The sequence below is a fragment of the Cupriavidus phytohabitans genome (genome assembly GCF_017815025.1).
Lineage (GTDB): Bacteria > Pseudomonadota > Gammaproteobacteria > Burkholderiales > Burkholderiaceae > Cupriavidus.
This window is the reverse complement of record NZ_JAGIQB010000016.1, coordinates 1-18,081: the sequence shown is the minus strand read 5'-3', so window position 1 is coordinate 18,081 and position 18,081 is coordinate 1. Positions and strand designations below refer to the sequence as shown.

18 protein-coding genes and 1 tRNA gene are annotated in these 18,081 nt (G+C 65.3%); 10 read left to right on the top strand and 9 right to left on the bottom strand.

What is annotated here, in order from left to right; translation table 11 throughout:
- Positions 1-197 precede the first annotated feature (197 nt).
- From J8I34_RS13215 to J8I34_RS13200, 4 genes are all read right to left on the bottom strand, one after another.
- Positions 198-632, bottom strand: a complete 435-nt coding sequence (locus tag J8I34_RS13215) for a universal stress protein (RefSeq protein WP_029046914.1) — start codon at positions 630-632, stop codon at positions 198-200.
- A 73-nt stretch (positions 633-705) separates the two neighbouring features.
- On the bottom strand, positions 706-1,815 hold the full coding sequence (gene ppk2, locus J8I34_RS13210) for a polyphosphate kinase 2 (RefSeq protein ID WP_035877377.1): 1,110 nt from the start codon (positions 1,813-1,815) through the stop codon (positions 706-708).
- 17 nt (positions 1,816-1,832) lie between these two features.
- Positions 1,833-2,048 carry an HP1242/YdcH family protein gene (locus tag J8I34_RS13205; RefSeq protein WP_209770687.1) on the bottom strand — a complete coding sequence of 72 codons (216 nt, stop codon included), beginning with the start codon at positions 2,046-2,048 and terminating at the stop codon, positions 1,833-1,835.
- A 225-nt stretch (positions 2,049-2,273) separates the two neighbouring features.
- On the bottom strand, positions 2,274-3,095 hold the full coding sequence (locus J8I34_RS13200; RefSeq protein ID WP_029046917.1) for an inositol monophosphatase family protein: 822 nt from the start codon (positions 3,093-3,095) through the stop codon (positions 2,274-2,276).
- 191 nt (positions 3,096-3,286) lie between these two features.
- On the opposite strand from J8I34_RS13200, the gene J8I34_RS13195 reads away from it, so the two are divergent.
- Together J8I34_RS13195 and cysE are read left to right on the top strand one after the other, a co-directional pair.
- Entirely contained in the window at positions 3,287-4,135 is an 849-nt protein-coding gene (locus J8I34_RS13195; RefSeq protein WP_029046918.1) for an RNA methyltransferase, read from the top strand.
- 309 nt (positions 4,136-4,444) lie between these two features.
- Positions 4,445-5,188: a serine O-acetyltransferase gene (gene cysE, locus J8I34_RS13190; protein WP_029046919.1), complete on the top strand. Its 744-nt coding sequence runs from the start codon at positions 4,445-4,447 to the stop codon at positions 5,186-5,188.
- Positions 5,189-5,233: 45 nt separating this feature from the next.
- On the opposite strand, the gene J8I34_RS13185 is transcribed toward cysE, so the two are convergent.
- The 4 genes from J8I34_RS13185 to J8I34_RS13170 form a co-directional block, all read right to left on the bottom strand.
- Positions 5,234-6,031: a UDP-2,3-diacylglucosamine diphosphatase gene (locus J8I34_RS13185; protein ID WP_209806230.1), complete on the bottom strand. Its 798-nt coding sequence runs from the start codon at positions 6,029-6,031 to the stop codon at positions 5,234-5,236.
- A gap of 98 nt (positions 6,032-6,129) precedes the next feature.
- Positions 6,130-6,630 (bottom strand): peptidylprolyl isomerase, encoded by a 501-nt coding sequence (locus J8I34_RS13180; protein ID WP_029046921.1) that lies wholly within the window; start codon positions 6,628-6,630, stop codon positions 6,130-6,132.
- A 20-nt stretch (positions 6,631-6,650) separates the two neighbouring features.
- Complete coding sequence (locus J8I34_RS13175) at positions 6,651-7,235, bottom strand: peptidylprolyl isomerase (RefSeq protein ID WP_209770683.1); 585 nt, start codon at positions 7,233-7,235, stop codon at positions 6,651-6,653.
- A 73-nt stretch (positions 7,236-7,308) separates the two neighbouring features.
- Positions 7,309-8,064: a tetratricopeptide repeat protein gene (locus tag J8I34_RS13170; RefSeq protein WP_209806229.1), complete on the bottom strand. Its 756-nt coding sequence runs from the start codon at positions 8,062-8,064 to the stop codon at positions 7,309-7,311.
- Between the two features lie 228 nt (positions 8,065-8,292).
- Here J8I34_RS13170 and cysS point away from each other — a divergent pair, with 228 nt between their 5' ends.
- From cysS to J8I34_RS13135, 7 genes are all read left to right on the top strand, one after another.
- Positions 8,293-9,681, top strand: coding sequence for a cysteine--tRNA ligase (gene cysS, locus J8I34_RS13165; RefSeq protein WP_209806228.1), 1,389 nt, complete (start codon positions 8,293-8,295; stop codon positions 9,679-9,681).
- Positions 9,678-10,517: a DNA-3-methyladenine glycosylase family protein gene (locus tag J8I34_RS13160; protein WP_035877381.1), complete on the top strand. Its 840-nt coding sequence runs from the start codon at positions 9,678-9,680 to the stop codon at positions 10,515-10,517. The genes cysS and J8I34_RS13160 overlap by 4 nt, the downstream gene beginning before the upstream one ends.
- A 115-nt stretch (positions 10,518-10,632) precedes the next feature.
- Positions 10,633-11,604 carry an acetyl-CoA carboxylase carboxyltransferase subunit alpha gene (locus J8I34_RS13155; protein ID WP_029046926.1) on the top strand — a complete coding sequence of 324 codons (972 nt, stop codon included), beginning with the start codon at positions 10,633-10,635 and terminating at the stop codon, positions 11,602-11,604.
- Positions 11,570-13,009 (top strand): tRNA lysidine(34) synthetase TilS, encoded by a 1,440-nt coding sequence (gene tilS / locus J8I34_RS13150; RefSeq protein ID WP_198030812.1) that lies wholly within the window; start codon positions 11,570-11,572, stop codon positions 13,007-13,009. The genes J8I34_RS13155 and tilS overlap by 35 nt, the downstream gene beginning before the upstream one ends.
- Positions 13,010-13,142: 133 nt before the next feature.
- Positions 13,143-14,393 (top strand): aspartate kinase, encoded by a 1,251-nt coding sequence (locus J8I34_RS13145; RefSeq protein ID WP_029046928.1) that lies wholly within the window; start codon positions 13,143-13,145, stop codon positions 14,391-14,393.
- A gap of 130 nt (positions 14,394-14,523) precedes the next feature.
- Positions 14,524-14,617, top strand: a tRNA-Ser gene (locus J8I34_RS13140).
- Positions 14,618-14,735: 118 nt separating this feature from the next.
- On the top strand, positions 14,736-16,490 hold the full coding sequence (locus tag J8I34_RS13135) for a site-specific integrase (RefSeq protein WP_209806227.1): 1,755 nt from the start codon (positions 14,736-14,738) through the stop codon (positions 16,488-16,490).
- Positions 16,491-16,584: 94 nt separating this feature from the next.
- Here the strand turns inward: J8I34_RS13135 and J8I34_RS13130 are convergent, their stop codons facing one another.
- Positions 16,585-16,863, bottom strand: a complete 279-nt coding sequence (locus tag J8I34_RS13130) for a helix-turn-helix domain-containing protein (protein WP_209806226.1) — start codon at positions 16,861-16,863, stop codon at positions 16,585-16,587.
- A gap of 575 nt (positions 16,864-17,438) precedes the next feature.
- Here J8I34_RS13130 and J8I34_RS13125 point away from each other — a divergent pair.
- Positions 17,439-17,825, top strand: a complete 387-nt coding sequence (locus J8I34_RS13125; RefSeq protein WP_209806225.1) for a hypothetical protein — start codon at positions 17,439-17,441, stop codon at positions 17,823-17,825.
- Positions 17,826-18,081: the final 256 nt, after the last annotated feature.

Genomic DNA, 18,081 nt, shown 5'->3' with positions numbered 1-18,081 from the left:
CGGTGGGCCTGCGTTGTGCCGCCCGATCCGCTCGGAGCGCCGCCTTGCGTGTCGCGGAAAAGCGCCCCCGCGGGGGCGGCCGGGCGCTGGTCCGGCGGCCTGTGGCCGCGGCACGAAGGGGCGTTCTCGAATATGGCGATATGGTACAGCACGGTGCACGCCGCCGACGTGCCGCCGACCGCTGTGCCGGCCCCGGATTAGCGGAACACCAGCACAGGGATGTCGCTATGGGTCAGCACTTTCTGCGTTTCGCTGCCCAGCAGCAGCCCGCTGAGTCCCCTGCGACCGTGCGAGGCCATGAAGATGACGTCGCAGCCGAGTTCTCCGGCGGCATGGATGATGCCCTGGTATGGCACCGAAGCGCTGGAGACGTGGCCGGTGCACGGCACCCCCGCCAGCGCCGCCGCGGCTTCGACCTTGGCGAGTTCCTGGCGCGCTTGGGCTTCCACGCGCTGCTGGTACACCTCGCGCTTTTCGTGCGAGCTGTCGCTGGACAGCACATACGGATAGCTCTCCACGCACATATATGGCGTGAGCCGTGCCGCGGCGGTGCGGGCAAACTGGATGGCGGCGGAAACGGCCTTGTGCGAAAGCTCGGAGCCGTCGACGGGGAGCAGGATGTGCTTGAACATAGGGTCCTTTTCTGGTGGGTGAGGCGAAAGAGGCGAAAGGAACAAGGCGGCGTCCTGCGTTGCCGCCTGGGAGTCAGTTGGCCAGCGCGCGTCCGACGATCAGCGGATCGGCCGGGCCGATGGCGGCGGTGTCCCGGTTGGCATAGGGAAAGCGCGACAGGATGTAGCGCAGCGCATTGAGCCGCGCGCGCTTCTTGCAGTCCGACCGGATCACCGTCCACGGCGCGTCGGCGGTGTCGGTATGCGCGAACATCGCCTCCTTGGCGCGTGTGTACTCTTCCCATTTGTCGAGCGATGCTATGTCGACCGGGCTGAGCTTCCACTGCTTGAGCGGGTGGATCTCGCGCTCGCGGAAGCGGCGGCGTTGCTCTTTCTGGCTGACCGAGAACCAGAACTTGAACAAGTGGATGCCGCTGCGCACCAGGTGGCGCTCGAACTCCGGGGCCTGTTGCAGGAAGTCCTGGTACTCACGCGAGGAGCAGAAGCCCATCACATATTCAACGCCGGCGCGGTTGTACCAGGAGCGGTCGAACAGCACGATTTCACCGGCGGCCGGCAGGTGCTGCACGTAGCGCTGAAAATACCACTGGCCGCGTTCGGATTCTGTCGGTTTTTCAAGTGCCACCACACGGGCGCCGCGCGGGTTCATGTGTTCCATGAAGCGTTTGATGGTGCCGCCCTTGCCGGCGGCATCGCGGCCTTCGAACAGGATCACGACGCGCTGCCCGGTCTCGCGCACCCAGGCCTGGAACTTGAGCAGCTCGACCTGCAGCCGGTATTTCTGCTTTTCGTAATTGCGGCGCGACATGAGGTTCTGGTAAGGGTAGGCGCCGTCGCGCCAGCCGGCCGCGAGTTCATCGTCGGGCTGCCGCCGGCGGCCCGCCTGCCAGGCGCCGGGATCTCCTTCCAGAATAAGGCTGCGCAACTGCGCGGCCTCATCGGGCGCCAGGCCGTCGAGCAGCGTGCGCATGGCGTCGAGCATGCTGGCACCCTGGCCGGCGCGGCTGGCGAGGATGTCCTGCATGCTGCTGGCCGCCACCTGCACGGCGGCATCGACGGCGTTGCTGATTTCATTGCGTTCGGCCGACAGGGCCGTGTTGGTCGGCAGCACATCGCCGCGCGCGGCAGGGCGGGCATGGGGCTGCGCAGGGGCATGGGCGGCCGGCGTGTCGCGGTCGGTCATGTGCAGTCCTCCTCCGTTCAGGCCACACGCTGGCGCAGGATCTGGTAGAGCTGGTCCTTGATCTGCAGCTTCTCCTTTTTCAGCCGCTCGATCTCGAAGCCCGAGGCCGGCACAAGGCCGGACTCCATGTTGTGGATCTCCTGGTCCAGCGCATTGTGGCGATGGAACAGGCGGGCGAAGTGGGCGTCCTGCGTCTTCAGGAGCGAGATCTGGTCGCGGTATTCGGGAAACATGCGGGCTCTCCTCGGCTTGATCCGCGCGCACGGGGCGTGGCGCATGGATTCATTCTGGGGAGGGCAGGGCGGCGCGACCTTGATGGGGATCATGGTCGGCCGGGGTGGCGGGAAATATGCGAAAAATCTCTGCGCGCCGGCAAGCGCCGTGGCAGGAAAGCAAAACGCCCGCCTGGGCGCGGCGGGCGTTTGTGCAGGCGATGGCCATCAGGCCATGCCACGGACTCAGGCAGTGGCCGGTTTGGCGTTGTCTAGCGAGTACGGCGACAGCAGGCGCACCATCTGGGCAAAGGCCTTGGGGTTGCCCGCCAGCACTTCGCCTTGCTCCATCTGGCGCGGCTCGCCGTTGTAGTTGCCGACCAGGCCGCCCGATTCGGTGATCAGCAGCATGCCAGCGGCCATGTCCCACGGCTTCAGGCCGCGCTCGAAGAAGCCGTCCAGGCGGCCGCAGGCGACATAGGCCAGGTCCAGCGCGGCGGCGCCCGGGCGGCGCAGGCCGGCGCAGCTGCGCGTCATCAGCGAGAAGACCTCGAGGTATTCGTCCACGCCTTCCAGGTCGCGGAACGGGAAGCCGGTGCCGATCAGGCAGTCGGCCAGCTTGTCGCGGCGGGTCACGCGGATGCGGCGGTTGTTCAGGAAGGCGCCGGCGCCCTTGCTGGCGGTGAACAGTTCGTCGCGGGTCGGGTCGTAGACCACGGCCTGCACGGGCGTGCCGCGGTGCAGCTGGGCGATCGAGACCGCGTACTGCGGGAAGCCGTGGATGAAGTTGGTGGTGCCGTCGAGCGGGTCGATAACCCAGGTGTATTCGTGGGCGTCTTCGCCCTCGGCCCAGGACTGGCCGGACTCTTCCGCTAGAATGGCGTGTTCCGGGTAGGCGGTGCGGATGACCTCGATGATCGCGGCTTCGGCGGCGCGGTCGACCTCGGTAACGAAATCGTTGTGTTGCTTGCGCGAGACGCGCACCAGATCGACGTCGAGCGACGCGCGGTTGATGATGGAACCCGCCTTACGGGCCGCCTTGACGGCGATATTGAGCATCGGATGCATGAATCTCTCCAGGCCGGCCATGAAGATGCGGCGGGCGCCATGGCACCGCGCGCCCACTCATGGGCAGCTGACAACACAACGGATTGTAGAAGAACGCAGGGCGTCGCCGGTCTGGGTACTGGATGTGCCGCGAATGTCTCGCGGGCACGCCCTGACCTGGCGCCGCGCCAGAGAAGAACCCCGAATTGTATATGAACCCGGCAAATGATACGAGTCGCCCCGCGGGCGGGCCTGATGCGCCACACGCAACCGGTGCAGGGCCGGATGCCTTCGGCCGCGTGCGCTTCGTGCTGGTCGAGACCAGCCACCCGGGCAACGTCGGCTCGGTCGCGCGGGCGATCAAGACCATGGGCTTCGGCAGCCTGGTGCTGGTCTCGCCGCGCGAACCCGGGGTCCTGGCCCATGCCGAGGCCATCGCCATGGCCAGCGGCGCCGACGATGTGCTGGCAGGCGCCGTCATCGTCGACCAGATCGACGCGGCCCTGGCCGGCGCGGCGCTGACCGTGGCCATGACCGCGCGCCAACGTGAGTTCGGGCCGCCCCGGCTGCTGCCGCGCGCCGCCGCGGCGCGCGCCTGCCAGACACTGGCCGGCAGCGGCGACATTGCCTTTGTCTTTGGCAATGAGCGCTATGGGCTGCCCAACGAAGTGGTCGAGCGCTGCGCGGCGCTCACGCATATCCCCGCCAACCCCGCCTATGCCTCGCTCAACCTGGCACAGGCGGTGCAACTGATCGCCTACGAGATGCGGCTGGCACTGCTCGATGCAGTTCCGCCTGCCGCTGAGGCGGCGGACGCGGGCGCCAATATCGGCTATGCTGGTGAACCGGCGACAGCGGAGCAGGTCGAGGCCATGTTCGGGCACCTGCAGGCAGGCCTGGAAGCGATCGGCTTTCTCGATCCCGCCAATCCGCGCAAGCTGATGCCGCGGCTGCGCCGGCTGCTGGCCCGCAGCGGGCTGGAGCGCGAGGAAGTCAACATCCTGCGCGGCATCGCCAAGCATATGCTGATGGCGCAGGGCCAGCCGGACCGCAAGGCGTAACTGGAGAGAAGCACAGTGGCAGCAACCCGCAGCATTCCGAGAACGGACGACGCAGGCGTACGTGGCAAGCGCGCACGCCGTCGGCCCGTCGCGGCGGGTTGGCGCGCGCCGGGGCGATGTTGATCGCCGCAATGCCGCTGCAAAATCCCTGACGGATCCGGGGCCAATGGCCGGCGCCAGAACGCCGGCCGCAAATCACTTACACTCCCTGATCCTGTCCCCACCGGCCACCGACCTCGCCGGCGACCCTGCCCCTGGCGCAAGCCTTGCGTGGCGCGGCGCACGGCGCGGCAACACGACACGACCAAGATGTTCTCTCGCCTTAAGGAAGATATCGACACGATCATGCTGCGCGATCCCGCCGCGCGCAGCCGCCTGGAAGTCCTGACCTGCTACCCCGGCCTGCATGCCGTGGTCTTCCACCGCTTTGCGCACGCGTGCTGGAACGGGGGCTTCCATTGGCTGGGACGCTGGATCTCGCACTGGTCGCGCTTCCTGACCGGCATCGAGATCCATCCGGCGGTGAAGCTGGGGCGCAGGGTGTTTATCGACCACGGCATGGGCGTGGTGATCGGCGAGACCGCCGAGATTGGCGACGACTGCACCATCTATCAGGGCGTGACGCTGGGCGGCACCTCGCTGTACAAGGGCCAGAAGCGGCATCCGACGCTGGGCGCCAACGTGGTCGTGAGCGCGGGCGCCAAGGTGCTGGGCGGCTTCGTGGTGGGCGACGGTGCGCGCGTGGGTTCGAACGCCGTGGTGCTCAAGCCGGTGCCGCCGGGCGCGACCGCGGTGGGCGTGCCGGCGCGCATCATCCTGCCCGATGCGCCGGCGGAGCAGCAGGGCGCCAAGCAGGAGTTCTCCGCCTACGGCATCACGCCGAACGCGGACGATCCGGTGTCGCTGGCGCTCAAGAGCCTGATCGATAATGCCGCGCGCCAGCATGAGCGCATCGAGTCCGTGCTGGCCGCGCTGGACCGGCTGGGTGAGCACCTGGAGAACACGCCGAATGACCGCTTCGATGCGAGCGAGTTGCGCAAGCTGATGAAATAAGGGAAGAAGGCGGCCGGTAACGGCCGTTTTCTTTTTTGCGCGCTCTCAATCGGTCTGCGGCAGCAGTCGGAACCCGCCGCCGTCGAGCTGCAGCACGGCAGCGCGCGGATGGCGGCTGTCCAGGTCCCAGTCGGTCAGCACCCAGCGCACGCCCGCAGCGTGTTCGTGGCGCGCCGGGCGATGGGTGTGGCCATGCACCATCAGCCTGGCCTCGGCCATGCCGAAGAGTTCGGCCGCGGCAGCGGGCGCCACGTCGCCGTAGACCATCGCTGCGCCGTTGCCCTCGGCGGCTTGCCGCGCGCGGTTGCCTTCGCTGTCCGCGCGCAGTTTGCGTGCAATCGACAGCCGCGTACGCAGCGGCAGCGCCAGGAACAGCCGCTGCACCCAACCCTTGCGGGTCCAGCGGCGGAAACGGTTATAGCGCTCGTCGTCGATGCACAGCATGTCGCCGTGGCTGAGTACCACGCGCTGGCCTGCGCAATCGATCACCGTCGGGTCGGGTAGCAACCGCGCGCCGGCGGCCGCGGCAAAGCGCTCGCCCAGCAGGAAATCGCGGTTGCCGTGCATCAGGTAGACGGCAACGCCGCGCGCGGCCAGCGCGCGCAGGGCGCCGGCCACGCGTTGCGCGAACGGCGAGTCGGTTTCCTCGTCGCCGATCCAGAATTCAAAGAAATCGCCCAGGATAAACAGCGTGCGCGCGCCGTGCGCGGCGCGCTCGAGCGTGCGCTCGAAGGCCGCCAGCGTGCGTGGCATGCCGGGCGTGAGATGCAGGTCCGAAATGAACCACGCCGGCGCCTGTACCTCGAGGGGACCGGCCACCGGCGTGCGGGGGATTGCGGTCATGCGCGGAGTCGGGAAGCAGGTGCCGGCAGGGCCGGGCGCGCGTAGCCGCAATCAGGGTGCATGGCTTGCTCGACGCTTATTCGACGATTACGCGACGATTATTCGACGACGGTGGCCTTCTCGATCACCACGTCTTCCAGCGGCACGTCCTGGTGGAAGCCCGAGCTGCCGGTGCGCACGCCCTTGATCTGGTCGACCACGTCGGTGCCTTCCACCACCTTGCCGAACACGGCGTAGCCGAAGCCCTGGGGCGTCGGCGAGGTGAAGTTCAGGAAGTCGTTGTCGACCACGTTGATGAAGAACTGCGCGGTGGCCGAGTGGGGCGCGTTGGTGCGTGCCATGGCCACGGTGTAGCGGTCGTTCTTCAGGCCGTTGCCGGCCTCGTTCTCGATCGGCGCGTCGGTGCCCTTTTGCTTCATGCCGGGCTCGAAGCCGCCACCCTGGATCATGAAATTCTTGATCACGCGGTGGAAGATGGTGTTGTCATAGTGGCCCTTGCGGACGTACGACAGGAAGTTCTCGACCGATTTCGGTGCCTTCTCGGCGTCGAGTTCGATGGTGATGACACCCTGGTTGGTATGGAGCTGGACCTTGGACATGGTTTCCTCTGTACGGTGTGTTATTTGACGACAGTGGCCGACTCGATCACGATCGGCGAGGCCGGCACATTGCGCATGGGGCCGTAGGCCGTGGTCGGCACGCTCTTGATCTTGTCGATCGTGTCCATGCCTTCCACCACCTTGCCGAAGACTGCGTAGCCGTTGCCGTCCGGCTGCGGGTAGTCGAGATTCGGATTATCCACCACATTGACGAAGAACTGCGCGGTGGCCGAATCGGGGTTGCTGGTGCGTGCCATGGCGAGCGTGCCGGCCTTGTTCTTCAGGCCGCCGCGGGCTTCCAGCGGGATCGGCGCGCGCGTGGGCTTTTCCTTCATGTCGCGGTCGAAGCCGCCGCCCTGCACCATGAAGCCGTTGATCACGCGATGGAAGATGGTGCCGCTATAGAAGCCGCTCTTCACGTATTCCAGGAAATTGGCCACGGTCTTGGGCGCCACGTCCGGGTACAGCTCGACCGTGAACTGGCCAGCGCTGGTGACGAACTGGACGCGCTCGGCGGCCTTCTGCTGCGCCAGCGCGCTGAACGACGACAACGCGAGTGCGCCTGCGGTCAGCGCGGCCAGGGCGATGCGACGGGAACGGATCATGGGTGGGAACTCCGGTGAGTCGTTATGCAAACGGCCCGGACACCAGCGCGCCCGGACATTCTTGGCAGGGGCGTCAGTTTGCTGCCGGGGCGCTGGCCGGGGCCGGCTTGCGGGTGCCGGCCGGCGTGGCGGTTGTTCCGCTCGGGCCCGTCACCGCCGGGGTGCCGGTGGCTGCCTCCGGGCGCAGCTGGCGCAGGCCGGCGCTGGCGCGGGTATCGGCCGGATTGCGGCGCAGCGCCTCGGCGTAGGCCTGCTCGGCCAGGCGGCGGTAGACATCGCCCAGGTTGGTATAGGCGATGGCAAAGGCCGGCTTGACCTCGGTGGCCAGCAGCAGTTCGGCCTCGGCGCGCTTCAGGTCGCCGCGCTTGGCATAGAGCAGTGCCAGGTTGTTGTGGGGCTCGGGCAGTTCGGGAAAGTCCGCGGCCATTTCCGTGAAGGCCTGGATGGCGGCGTCCTCGCGCCCGGACTGCGCCAGCGCCCAGGCGCGCTGGAAGCGGGCCTGGGCGTTGCGCGGATTGGCCGCGATCACGCGGTCGAAACCCTTGATGGCTTCGTCATAGCGGCGTGCGTTGGCCGCCTGCTGGGCCTGGGTCATGCCCGGATCGGTCGAGCGGATGCCATCCACCGGCGACGTGGGCGCGGGCAGCGACAGCGGTCCTTGCTGGGCCTGCGCGGGGCCGGCCAGCGCGGCGGCAAGCGCCAGGACTGCCGCGGCGGCCAGTGCCTGATGCAAATGGAGCGGGCGGAGCGGGCGGAGCAGGCGTGCAGGCGCGGCGATCGACGCGCTGGGAGACGCGGCAGGGGACGAGGAGGGCAGCAGCAGGCTCATTGAGGACGGGTCCGTTATACTCGGCGGCATTCTAGCAAAGAGGCACTGCCGGCACTAAAGCCATGGCCCGGGCACGCCGTTGGCAAGCGCTGGCAAGAGTTGGCAAGCCACGGCCGGCGGCGGCAAGTCCCCCGGACGCGCGGCCTACCGGCACATCGCCTTCCGGTAAGATATGGGGCGCGGCGGAATTGCGCCAGTGCCGCCTCCCCTGACCATTCACTTCGTTTCATGCAGCCTCTGAACATCTACAACACGCTCGCGCGTGAGAAGCAGCCATTCGTGCCCATCGAACCCGGCAAGGTCCGCATGTATGTCTGCGGCATGACCGTGTACGACTACTGCCACGTCGGCCACGCGCGCGTCATGGTGGTGTTCGACATGGTGCATCGCTGGCTGCGTGCCGCCGGCTACGCTGTGACATATGTGCAGAACATCACGGATATCGACGACAAGATCATCCGCCGCGCCGCCGAGAACGGCGAGACCATCGGCGCGCTGACCACGCGCTTCATCCAGTACATGCACGAAGACGCCGCCGCACTGGGCGTGATCCGTCCCGACCACGAGCCGCGCGCGACCGACTACGTGCCGCAGATGCTTGACATGATCGGCAAGCTGGAGGCGAGGGGCCTGGCCTACCAGGCCAGCGATGGCGACGTGAACTACTCGGTGCGCAAGTTCGATGGCTATGGCAAGCTGTCCGGCAAGTCGCTGGAAGACCTGCGCGCGGGTGAGCGCGTCAGTGCCAACGACGCCAAGCAGGACCCGCTCGACTTCGTGCTGTGGAAATCCGCCAAGGCCAGCGAGCCGCCCGAGACCAAGTGGGAGTCGAAGTGGGGCAGCGGCCGCCCGGGCTGGCACATTGAATGCTCCGCCATGAGCTGCGCGCTGCTGGGCGAGCATTTCGACATCCATGGCGGCGGGGCGGACCTGCAGTTCCCGCACCATGAGAACGAGATCGCGCAATCGGAAGGTGCCAGCGGCAAGCCGTTCGTCAACATGTGGATGCACAACGGTTTCGTGCGCATCAACGACGAAAAAATGTCCAAGTCGCTCGGCAATTTCTTCACGATCCGCGAAGTGCTGAAGACGTACGACGCCGAGGTCGTGCGCTTCTTCATCCTGCGCGCGCATTACCGTAGCCCGCTGAACTACAGCGACGCGCACCTGGACGACGCGCGCCATGCGCTGACGCGCCTGTACACCGCGCTGAAGGACACGCAGCCCGGCGGCTGCGCGGTCGACTGGGACGAGCCGCACGCCAGGCGCTTTGCCGAGGCGATGGGCGATGACTTCAACACGCCGATCGCGATGTCGGTGCTGTTCGACCTGGCCAGCGAGATCAACCGCACCGGCTCCACCGCCGCCGCGCGCCAGCTTAAGGGGCTGGCCGGCACACTCGGGCTGCTCGAGCGGGATCCGCATACCTTCCTGCAGGGCGGCAAGTCCGCTGACGGCCCCAGCGCCGAGGAAATCGAAGCCAGCATCGCCGCGCGCAAGGCGGCCAAGAGCGAGCGCAACTTCGCCGAAGCCGACCGCATCCGTGCGGAACTGCTTGCGGCCGGCATCGTGCTGGAAGACAAGCCGGGTGGTGCGACCGAGTGGAGGCGTGCTTGAACGCTGCCGCGCGCAAGCCTGCCAACGCCGCCGTGCCGGCAGCCGCGGGCCGGTCTAAGGCGTCCGGCCCGCGTCCGGCCAAGGCGGGCGCCAGCGAGGCACCGCTGCCGGAAGGCGAGGCAGCGGGTAAGGCGGCGGCCAAGGCCACGCGCAACGCCAAGGCGGTATTGCCCGAGGCCGACGCGGTACCGCTGCCGGTCGAGACCATCATCGACGCGGTCCGTCCCGCTTACTGGGACGAAGCCTGCGCCGACCTGATGAAGCGCGACCGCATCCTGCGCAAGATGATCCCGACCTACGGTCCGGCGCACCTGGTGTCGCGCGGCGATCCGTTCGTGACGCTGGCACGCGCCGTGGTGGGCCAGCAGATCTCGGTCAAGGCGGCGCAGTCGGTGTGGGAGCGCCTGCACGCGGCCTGCCCCAAGCTGACGCCGGCGCAGTTCCTGCGCGCCGGTACCGAGAAGCTGGCCGGCTGCGGATTGTCCAAGCGCAAGGCGGAATACATGATCGACCTGGCCGACCACTTCAAGGCAGGCAGGGTGCACGTGGCCGAATGGGCGCAGATGGACGACGAAGCGGTCATCTCGGAGCTGACCCAGATCCGCGGCATCGGCCGCTGGACCGCCGAGATGTTTCTGATGTTCAATCTGATGCGGCCCAACGTGCTGCCGCTCGATGATATCGGACTGATCAATGCGATTTCCGCCAACTATTTCAGCGGCGAACCGGTCACGCGCAGCGAGGCGCGCGAGGTGGCGGCCAACTGGGAACCGTGGCGGACGGTGGCAACCTGGTATATGTGGCGTAGTCTGGACCCGTTGCCTGTGACGTACTAGGCATCGGGACAATAAAAATCAGAGGCAGGTGCATTGCAGGCTATCTGGCAGGCGCTAAGATAGCGGCCAATTTCCGGTAGAATGCGCCCCTTCACAGACAGGTACGTGTGATTTTATGAAAACCACCTTCCTGGATTTTGAGCAGCCCATTGCCGAGCTCGAGGCAAAAATCGAAGAACTGCGCTTCGTGCAGGACGATTCGGCTGTCGATATTTCCGAAGAGATTTCGCGGCTGGCCGGCAAGAGCCAGCAGCTGACCAAAGACATCTATGCCAACCTGACCCCGTGGCAGGTTGCGCAAATCGCCCGCCATCCCCAGCGCCCCTACACGCTGGACTACGTGCGCGAGATCTTCACCGATTTCCACGAACTGCACGGCGACCGCACCTTTGCCGATGACCTGTCGATCGTCGGCGGCCTGGCGCGCTTCAACGGCCAGGCATGCATGGTGATCGGCCACCAGAAGGGCCGTGACACGAAAGAGCGCGCCCTGCGCAATTTCGGCATGCCCAAGCCCGAGGGCTACCGCAAGGCCAAGCGCCTGATGGAACTGGCCGACAAGTTCGGCTTGCCGATCTTCACCTTCGTCGACACCCCGGGCGCATTCCCCGGCATCGACGCGGAAGAGCGCGGCCAGTCCGAGGCCATCGGCCACAACCTGTACGTGATGGCCGGCCTGAAGGTGCCCCTGATCGCCACCATCATCGGTGAAGGCGGTTCGGGCGGCGCGCTGGCGATCGCCGTGGGCGACGTGGTGCAGATGCTGCAGTTCGCCACCTATGCGGTGATCTCGCCGGAAGGCTGCGCCTCGATCCTGTGGAAGACCGCCGAGAAGGCACCGGAAGCCGCCGAGGCGCTGGGCCTGACCGCGCACCGCCTGAAGGCGCTGGGACTGATCGACAAGATCGTCAACGAGCCGCTGGGCGGCGCGCACCGCGATCACAAGGCCATGGCGGCGCTGCTCAAGCGCACGCTGGCCGAGTCGCTGCGCCAGTTCCAGGGCATCAGCGTGAAGGAACTGCAGGCGCGCCGCTACGAGCGCCTGCTGGCCTATGGCAAGTTCAAGGAAACCGGCGCCCCGGAATGATCCGTCCGCCCGGCTGACCGACAAGGTCGCACAGGCCCTGCAGGGCGGTGCGGCCTTTGTTGTTTCTGGGGACGGCGCGCCGGTGATCGCGGTGGCGCTGTCGGGCGGTCGCGATTCGGTCGCGCTGCTGCATGCCGCGTGCGCCGCCACGCAGGGCACGGCGGCGCGCGTGGTGGCGCTGCACGTGCATCACGGGCTGCAGGATGCCGCCGACGAATGGGACCGCTTCTGCGAGGGAGTATGCGCGCAGTGGCAGGTCGGCTATTTCGTGCGCCGGGTCACGGTACGGCAGGCGGCGGGCGAGGGCGTGGAAGCCGCCGCGCGCCGCGCGCGCTATGCCGCGCTGGCGGCGATGTGCGCCGACAGCGGGGCGCGCCTGCTGCTGTTCGCGCATCACCAGGACGACCAGGTCGAGACCGTGCTGCTGCGGCTGTTCCGCGGCGCCGGCGTGGCCGGCATGGCCGGCATGCCAGCAATGCGGCCGCTGGATGCGCACAGCGGCGTGATGCTGCTGCGGCCGTGGCTGGATGTGAGCCGCGATGAGATCGATGCCTACTGCGCCGCCAATGCGCTGCGCTGGATCGACGATCCCTCCAATGCCGACGCGCGCTATGCCCGCAACGCCCTGCGCGCGCACCTGCCCGCGCTGGTGTCGGCCTTCCCCGCGCTGCGCGCCAACGTGGCCCAGGCGGCGGCGCATTTCGCACAGGCCAGCGAGTTGATGGATCAGCTGGCCGCCGCCGCGTTGGCGCGGCTGGCGCATCCGGGCCGCGATGCCGATACGCTGGCCGAACTCGACCTTGCCGGCTTGCGCGCGCTGCCGGCGGCGCAGGCCGATGCGGTACTGCGGCTATGGCTGCGCGATCTCGGCACGCGCGCGCCATCGACCGCGCGGCTTGCGGCTATGCGCGCGCAACTGGTCGCGCACGAGGGCGGCGAGCCTGCCATCGCCCATGACGGCCTGGTGCTGCGCCGCTTCCGCGACCGCGTGCTGGCCTGCACGCCGCCGCCTGTGCAACCTCCCATAGCCGTGTCGCTCGAGTGGCGCGGCGAGGACCGCATCGTCGTGCCCGCATGGCGCGGCGAATTGCGCTTCTTCCGCGACGACAGCTTCGGCGTGCCGGAAGCCGTGCTGCGGCAGCCGCTGCGGCTGGCCCCGCGTGCCGGCGGCGAACGGCTGGTGCTGCGCCCCGGCGGTCCGGCGCGCGCGCTCAAGCAGGCATGCCAGGAAGCTGGCATCCCCGCCTGGCGCCGGGCCTGGCTGCCACTGCTGTGGGCCGGCGACACCCTCGTGCTAGCCGCCGGACTCGGCATGCACCGCCGCTGGCCGGACGATGCGGCAGCGCCGCGCTGGCGTGTGGAATGGCATGCGCAGGTGCCGCAGATGCCCCAGACGCCGCGCTGACCGGCATCGCCCTCGCGGCGATCCGCCGCGTGCATCACATCCCGACCGGTCGCAAACTCGGCTTCACCTTGCCTGACAAGCCTTGTTCGTGTATTTTCAAGAGCTTTGCACAATCGCTGGCGTCGACAAGAAGATGGCTCTCATCGTTCACAAATACGGCGGCACTTCGATGGGTTCCACGGAACGCATCAAGAATGTCGCCAAGCGCGTTGCCAAGTGGCACCGCGCCGGTCACCGCGTAGTCGTGGTGCCTTCGGCCATGTCGGGCGAGACCAATCGCCTGCTGGGACTCGCCAAGGAAATTTCGCCGCAGCCGAATCCGCGTGAACTGGACATGCTCGCCTCCACCGGCGAACAGGCCAGCGTGGCACTGCTGGCCATCGCGCTGCACGGCGAGAACATCGACGCGGTCAGCTACACCGGCTGGCAAGTGCCGGTGAAGACCGACTCGGCATACACCAAGGCGCGTATCGAATCGATCGACGACGAGCGCATCCTCGGCGACCTGGACGCCGGCCGCGTGGTTGTGATCACCGGCTTCCAGGGCATCGACGACGACGGCAACATCACCACGCTGGGCCGCGGCGGCTCGGACACCTCGGCCGTGGCCATCGCCGCAGCGATCGAGGCCGACGAGTGCCTGATCTACACCGACGTCGATGGCGTGTACACCACCGACCCGCGCGTGGTCGAGGACGCCCGCCGCCTGGACCAGATCACCTTCGAGGAGATGCTGGAAATGGCCAGCCTCGGCTCCAAGGTGCTGCAGATCCGCTCCGTGGAGTTCGCCGGCAAGTACCGCGTGAAGACCCGCGTGCTGTCGTCGCTGACCGACCCGCTTATGCCGCTCGAGCAGGAAATGCACTCGGGCACGCTGATCACTTTTGAGGAAGAGTCTGAAATGGAAGCAGCCGTCATCTCCGGCATCGCCTTTGCCCGTGACGAGGCCAAGATCACCGTTCTGGGCGTGCCGGACAAGCCGGGCATTGCCTACCAGATCCTGGGCCCGATCGCCGACGCCAACATCGACGTCGACATGATCATCCAGAACCAGTCCGTCGACGGCAAGACCGACTTCACCTTCACCGTGCCGCGCGCCGACTACCAGCGCGCGCTGGCGATCCTGGACGACGGCGTGAAGACGCATATCGGCGCCGGCAGCGTGTCGGGCGACCCGAAGGTGTCGAAGGTGTCGGTGGTCGGCGTTGGCATGCGCTCGCACGTGGGCATCGCCAGCAAGATGTTCCGCACGCTCTCGGAAGAGGGCATCAACATCCAGATGATTTCCACTTCGGAAATCAAGATCTCGGTGCTGATCGACGAGAAGTACATGGAGCTGGCCGTGCGCGCCCTGCACAAGGCCTTCGAACTGGAACAGGCGTGATCCGTTCGTAAGCATTTTCCGGCGGCGCTGCAAATTTTGTGTTGAGTCATCGATTTTTCATTGACCAACCTACGTGGCGTCGCTAGAATACGCGCTTCGTTGTGTGGCTCCCTCACACAACGCAAGTTTGGGAGACGTGGCCGAGAGGTCGAAGGCACTCCCCTGCTAAGGGAGCATCCGGGCCAAAACCTGGATCGAGGGTTCGAATCCCTCCGTCTCCGCCAGAAGACCCGCCCGGCCCCTGAGGGGGCCGGGTTCTGGCCCCAAATCGGGCTCCTACGCCCTGACCACTGTTCCATTGCCTGTACCAGACGGCGTACCATGGATGATGGAGGTGGCCTCATGGATGTCTCTAGTTCCTATATTCGCAGGCGTCCGGGTTCCCGGAATTACTCGTTTCGGATGGCGGTTCCCGGCGATCAGCGGGACCGCTTCGGCAAACCGGAAATCAGCTTCAGTCTGCACACCGCGGATGTTCTCGCGGCCAAGCAACATGCGCTCGAGTTGGCCCAACAATATCAGCGGGAGTTTGCGCACGCGCGCCGTGAGGCGCACAGACGCAGCCTCGATGCGGCGGGGATCGACACGCTAATTGTGGAGATGTCGCGACGAGTGATCGACATCTACGAACAGGCGCTGGACTGTGTGGACCTGGCTCCCGCCGAGTACTTCGACCGCTGGCGTCAGAGCGCGCAGCACCACGGTTTCCTGGAGAACTTGCTGTGCGAGTTTGATTTCAAGCCGGACCTGAACAATGAAGATGGCACGAGGCTGCGCCAAATTTTTGATGCGCTCGTCGACGCCTCTGTAAAGGCCATCCAGCAGGAGTATGCCTTGTTACAGTCGGTCGAGGCCAAGGCCGCCAAGGCCCGCACCCGCTACAACCGCAGGGTTTCCGCCGTAGCGCAAGTGCCTCCGCCCATGCCGGACGTTGCTCATGGACTGTCTGGCATCGGCAATCCTCGCCTCCAAGCGGCGCAATCAGCCGGATCTACCCCAGCGGCTGGGGAGGCCTTCCGGGATACCGGAGAAGGCTTTTCGCCAATGTGTAGTGCACCGGCGGCAACGGCCGCACGCAACGAACATCTCACATTGAGTGATTTAATTGATGCGTGGGCTGCCGAGAAGGGGGGCGACCTAAACGCCAAGACGGAAGACGCCATCCGCAGGGTTTTCGAGGAGTTGGTGGCCTATGCGAACGTCAAATATGCGGCGGAGGTGACGAAGGACATGGTCATCGGCTTCAAGACGTTGTTATTGACGCGCGGTAGGGGCGGCGTGATGGCCGACGGCAAGCATCATTCGAAGGCGGAACGCGCCAATGGCAACGTTACGGTGAAGAAGAAGATTGCTTATCTCAATATAGTCTTCAACCATGCCGTGGACAATCTCCTGATTTGCGGAAATCCTGCTCGCGGGGTTAAGGTAAAGCTGTCGAGGAATCCACCGAAATCGCGCTTGCCATTCGATGCCAGCGACATCAAGCGGATTTTCAGCACGCCGTTGTTCACCAGCAAGGTCCTTCCTGAATACGTCGGTGCTGGCGGGGAGGCGGCGTACTGGATGCCGTTGCTCGCACACTTCTCGGGTGCGCGGCCCGAAGAAATCGGCCAACTGTCCGTCTCTGATGTCAAATATTACCGGACGCAGAGGGGCGAGATGATTCCCTATATCGAGATTAGCAACGCGGAAGACAAGGGTACCAAGAATCGAGGTTCGAACCGGGAGGTTCCATTGCATCCTGAGGTGATCCGGCGCGGCTTCTTGGAGTATGTTGGTGCGCAAGCGCCGGACGGTAGGCTGTTTCCGCTGCTGCGGCCGGACGTATATGGCACGCTTACTGCCGGTTTTTCCAAATGGTTCAATGGCATCTATCTTCGTCGCGAGCTTCGCATTACCGACAGTCGAAAGATGTTGTACTCATTTCGCCATACTTTCATTACTGCATGTCGGAACTCGGGCGTTAATCTAACGTGCGCATACGCTTTGGTTGGGCACGAGCTTGGTACGGTGCACGATGACTACGGAGCGCCTCCTTCCGTGTTCGCTCTTTACGATGCGCTGAAACAGATTCACTTTGAGGGCTTTCCGTTCTGAAACGGCTTATCAGGTTATTGCCATCCACCGATGGGCGAAGACGCGCGGGTCAACTCGGTGTAAGTTGCTGAGTTGACCCGCCGGCAGCCGTCGGTTAATCCTCTCTCTCGTCCGACTTTGGCAGCCCGGTTAGCGCCGCCTTCTGCATCACAGGCAATAGCGTCTCGGCCTGCACCAGGAGTTGGGACACCTGGACATGCAGTACTGCTGCAACGCGGTCCAACGTGCGCAGATTGGGCGATCCGACTCCCCGCTCCAGGCGACTCACTGCGGCAGGCAGCAGGCCTGCGCGTTCGGCCAGAGCCTCCTGACTCAGTCCAAGCGCCTTGCGCCGAAACCGGACCGCCTCGCCGACCGCCTTCTCAAGTCTCATATCCCGCACTTCATTGCCAAAGGCCGTAGTCTTTCGGCGTGGCGTCAGCGCGTCCAGATCATTTTTTGATAAAAAAATACAAATTCGTATAAAATAGATCGAAGAAGCGTTTTTTTTCTCTCGACGGATACGATGTTCAAATTATCCTGGTCCTTAAGTGCCTAACGAATCACTGCCCCTCGTGTGTCCGGTATGAGAAAGAAGGGGCGGGAGGCACGGAATCCAATGCCGTGCCTGCGTCGTTCCTCGCGGAAATGGAGCATTTGCTTGGCACGCGCATTCTCCGGGTTCGGAGGTCGTAAAAAGCGCTGATTTCATGTTGGGCGCTCTGGACAGGGATTTCCCGGTTGCCTTCAACTCTCACCAGTGCTCGCCACTGGCTGGAGGCACAGTCTCTGCGGACTGAGGCAGCCGGCGGTGTTTTGAACGGTTATGCAAGACCATATGTTCAAAGAGGTGACGGGGTCGGATCGCCGCGTTTTCGCCGTGCGGCTTAGTCTTTTTTCGCGCCAGCTTGGCGTCGTGCGATTGAGGTCATAGTGAGTCAATACATCCCACCGAGCACAAGGGCTTCCATGGCCGCCCTCGGGCTCTTCTACGTGTCAAAGGGCGGCGTGAAACTTCCGCCCTACGAACTACCCGGTGAACAGAAGTGGCGTACGGATTTTCTGCAGTGGCATGCACGCAGCATCGTCGGGAAAGCTTGCCTGCTTCCAGGGCATATGAGAGACGGATATCTCGCACGGGCAGAAGAGGCTCAGTTAGAGGATGGGGTGCTGACAGAGCTGGAAGTCTATGGGGTCTTCGAATGTGCCCGTAGGACGCTTCAAGGTATGCCTGGTGAACCCGCCACGCGCGAGGAGTGGGATGTGTTCACTGGGCGTCAAGATACTGAGGAAATGGAACTGAAGGCAAGGCGACAGGCCATCTTCCGTGGAGAAGAGAATGACGATGCGTCCTAAGCCAAGCAATTTGCCGCGCTGCAGACGCAAAGCGCGCGTTGGCCCGTATTGTCGGATTCAAGCATGTGACGCAAATCAGCTTGTCACCAACATTGACGGGCGAACTTCGCTTGCTCTTGTGATACGGACGCCGGATCCCCCGGCTGATCAGCCAATCACTACGTTAGTGGCGTGGGGTATTAAGTATGCGGAGTAAACCAATTTCACGAATGAGAGTCAGATGCCAGTCACATGAAGAACGAGCTGGCATCGCCGA

Bases quoted from the DNA above. Each gene is read 5' to 3' on its own strand.
- tilS (WP_198030812.1), top strand. From the start codon at position 11,570: ATGGCAAGTTCAAGGAAACCGGCGCCCCGGAATGATCCGTCCGCCCGG.
- J8I34_RS13175 (WP_209770683.1), bottom strand. From the start codon at position 7,235: ATGATCCGTTCCCGTCGCATCGCCCTGGCCGCGCTGACCGCAGGCGCA.
- J8I34_RS13130 (WP_209806226.1), bottom strand. From the start codon at position 16,863: ATGAGACTTGAGAAGGCGGTCGGCGAGGCGGTCCGGTTTCGGCGCAAG.
- ppk2 (WP_035877377.1), bottom strand. From the start codon at position 1,815: ATGACCGACCGCGACACGCCGGCCGCCCATGCCCCTGCGCAGCCCCAT.
- J8I34_RS13155 (WP_029046926.1), top strand. From the start codon at position 10,633: ATGAAAACCACCTTCCTGGATTTTGAGCAGCCCATTGCCGAGCTCGAG.
- J8I34_RS13215 (WP_029046914.1), bottom strand. From the start codon at position 632: ATGTTCAAGCACATCCTGCTCCCCGTCGACGGCTCCGAGCTTTCGCAC.
- J8I34_RS13200 (WP_029046917.1), bottom strand. From the start codon at position 3,095: ATGCATCCGATGCTCAATATCGCCGTCAAGGCGGCCCGTAAGGCGGGT.
- J8I34_RS13180 (WP_029046921.1), bottom strand. From the start codon at position 6,630: ATGTCCAAGGTCCAGCTCCATACCAACCAGGGTGTCATCACCATCGAA.
- J8I34_RS13125 (WP_209806225.1), top strand. From the start codon at position 17,439: ATGGCCGCCCTCGGGCTCTTCTACGTGTCAAAGGGCGGCGTGAAACTT.
- cysE (WP_029046919.1), top strand. From the start codon at position 4,445: ATGTTCTCTCGCCTTAAGGAAGATATCGACACGATCATGCTGCGCGAT.
- J8I34_RS13170 (WP_209806229.1), bottom strand. From the start codon at position 8,064: ATGAGCCTGCTGCTGCCCTCCTCGTCCCCTGCCGCGTCTCCCAGCGCG.
- J8I34_RS13195 (WP_029046918.1), top strand. From the start codon at position 3,287: ATGAACCCGGCAAATGATACGAGTCGCCCCGCGGGCGGGCCTGATGCG.
- J8I34_RS13185 (WP_209806230.1), bottom strand. From the start codon at position 6,031: ATGACCGCAATCCCCCGCACGCCGGTGGCCGGTCCCCTCGAGGTACAG.
- J8I34_RS13135 (WP_209806227.1), top strand. From the start codon at position 14,736: ATGGATGTCTCTAGTTCCTATATTCGCAGGCGTCCGGGTTCCCGGAAT.
- cysS (WP_209806228.1), top strand. From the start codon at position 8,293: ATGCAGCCTCTGAACATCTACAACACGCTCGCGCGTGAGAAGCAGCCA.
- J8I34_RS13205 (WP_209770687.1), bottom strand. From the start codon at position 2,048: ATGTTTCCCGAATACCGCGACCAGATCTCGCTCCTGAAGACGCAGGAC.
- J8I34_RS13145 (WP_029046928.1), top strand. From the start codon at position 13,143: ATGGCTCTCATCGTTCACAAATACGGCGGCACTTCGATGGGTTCCACG.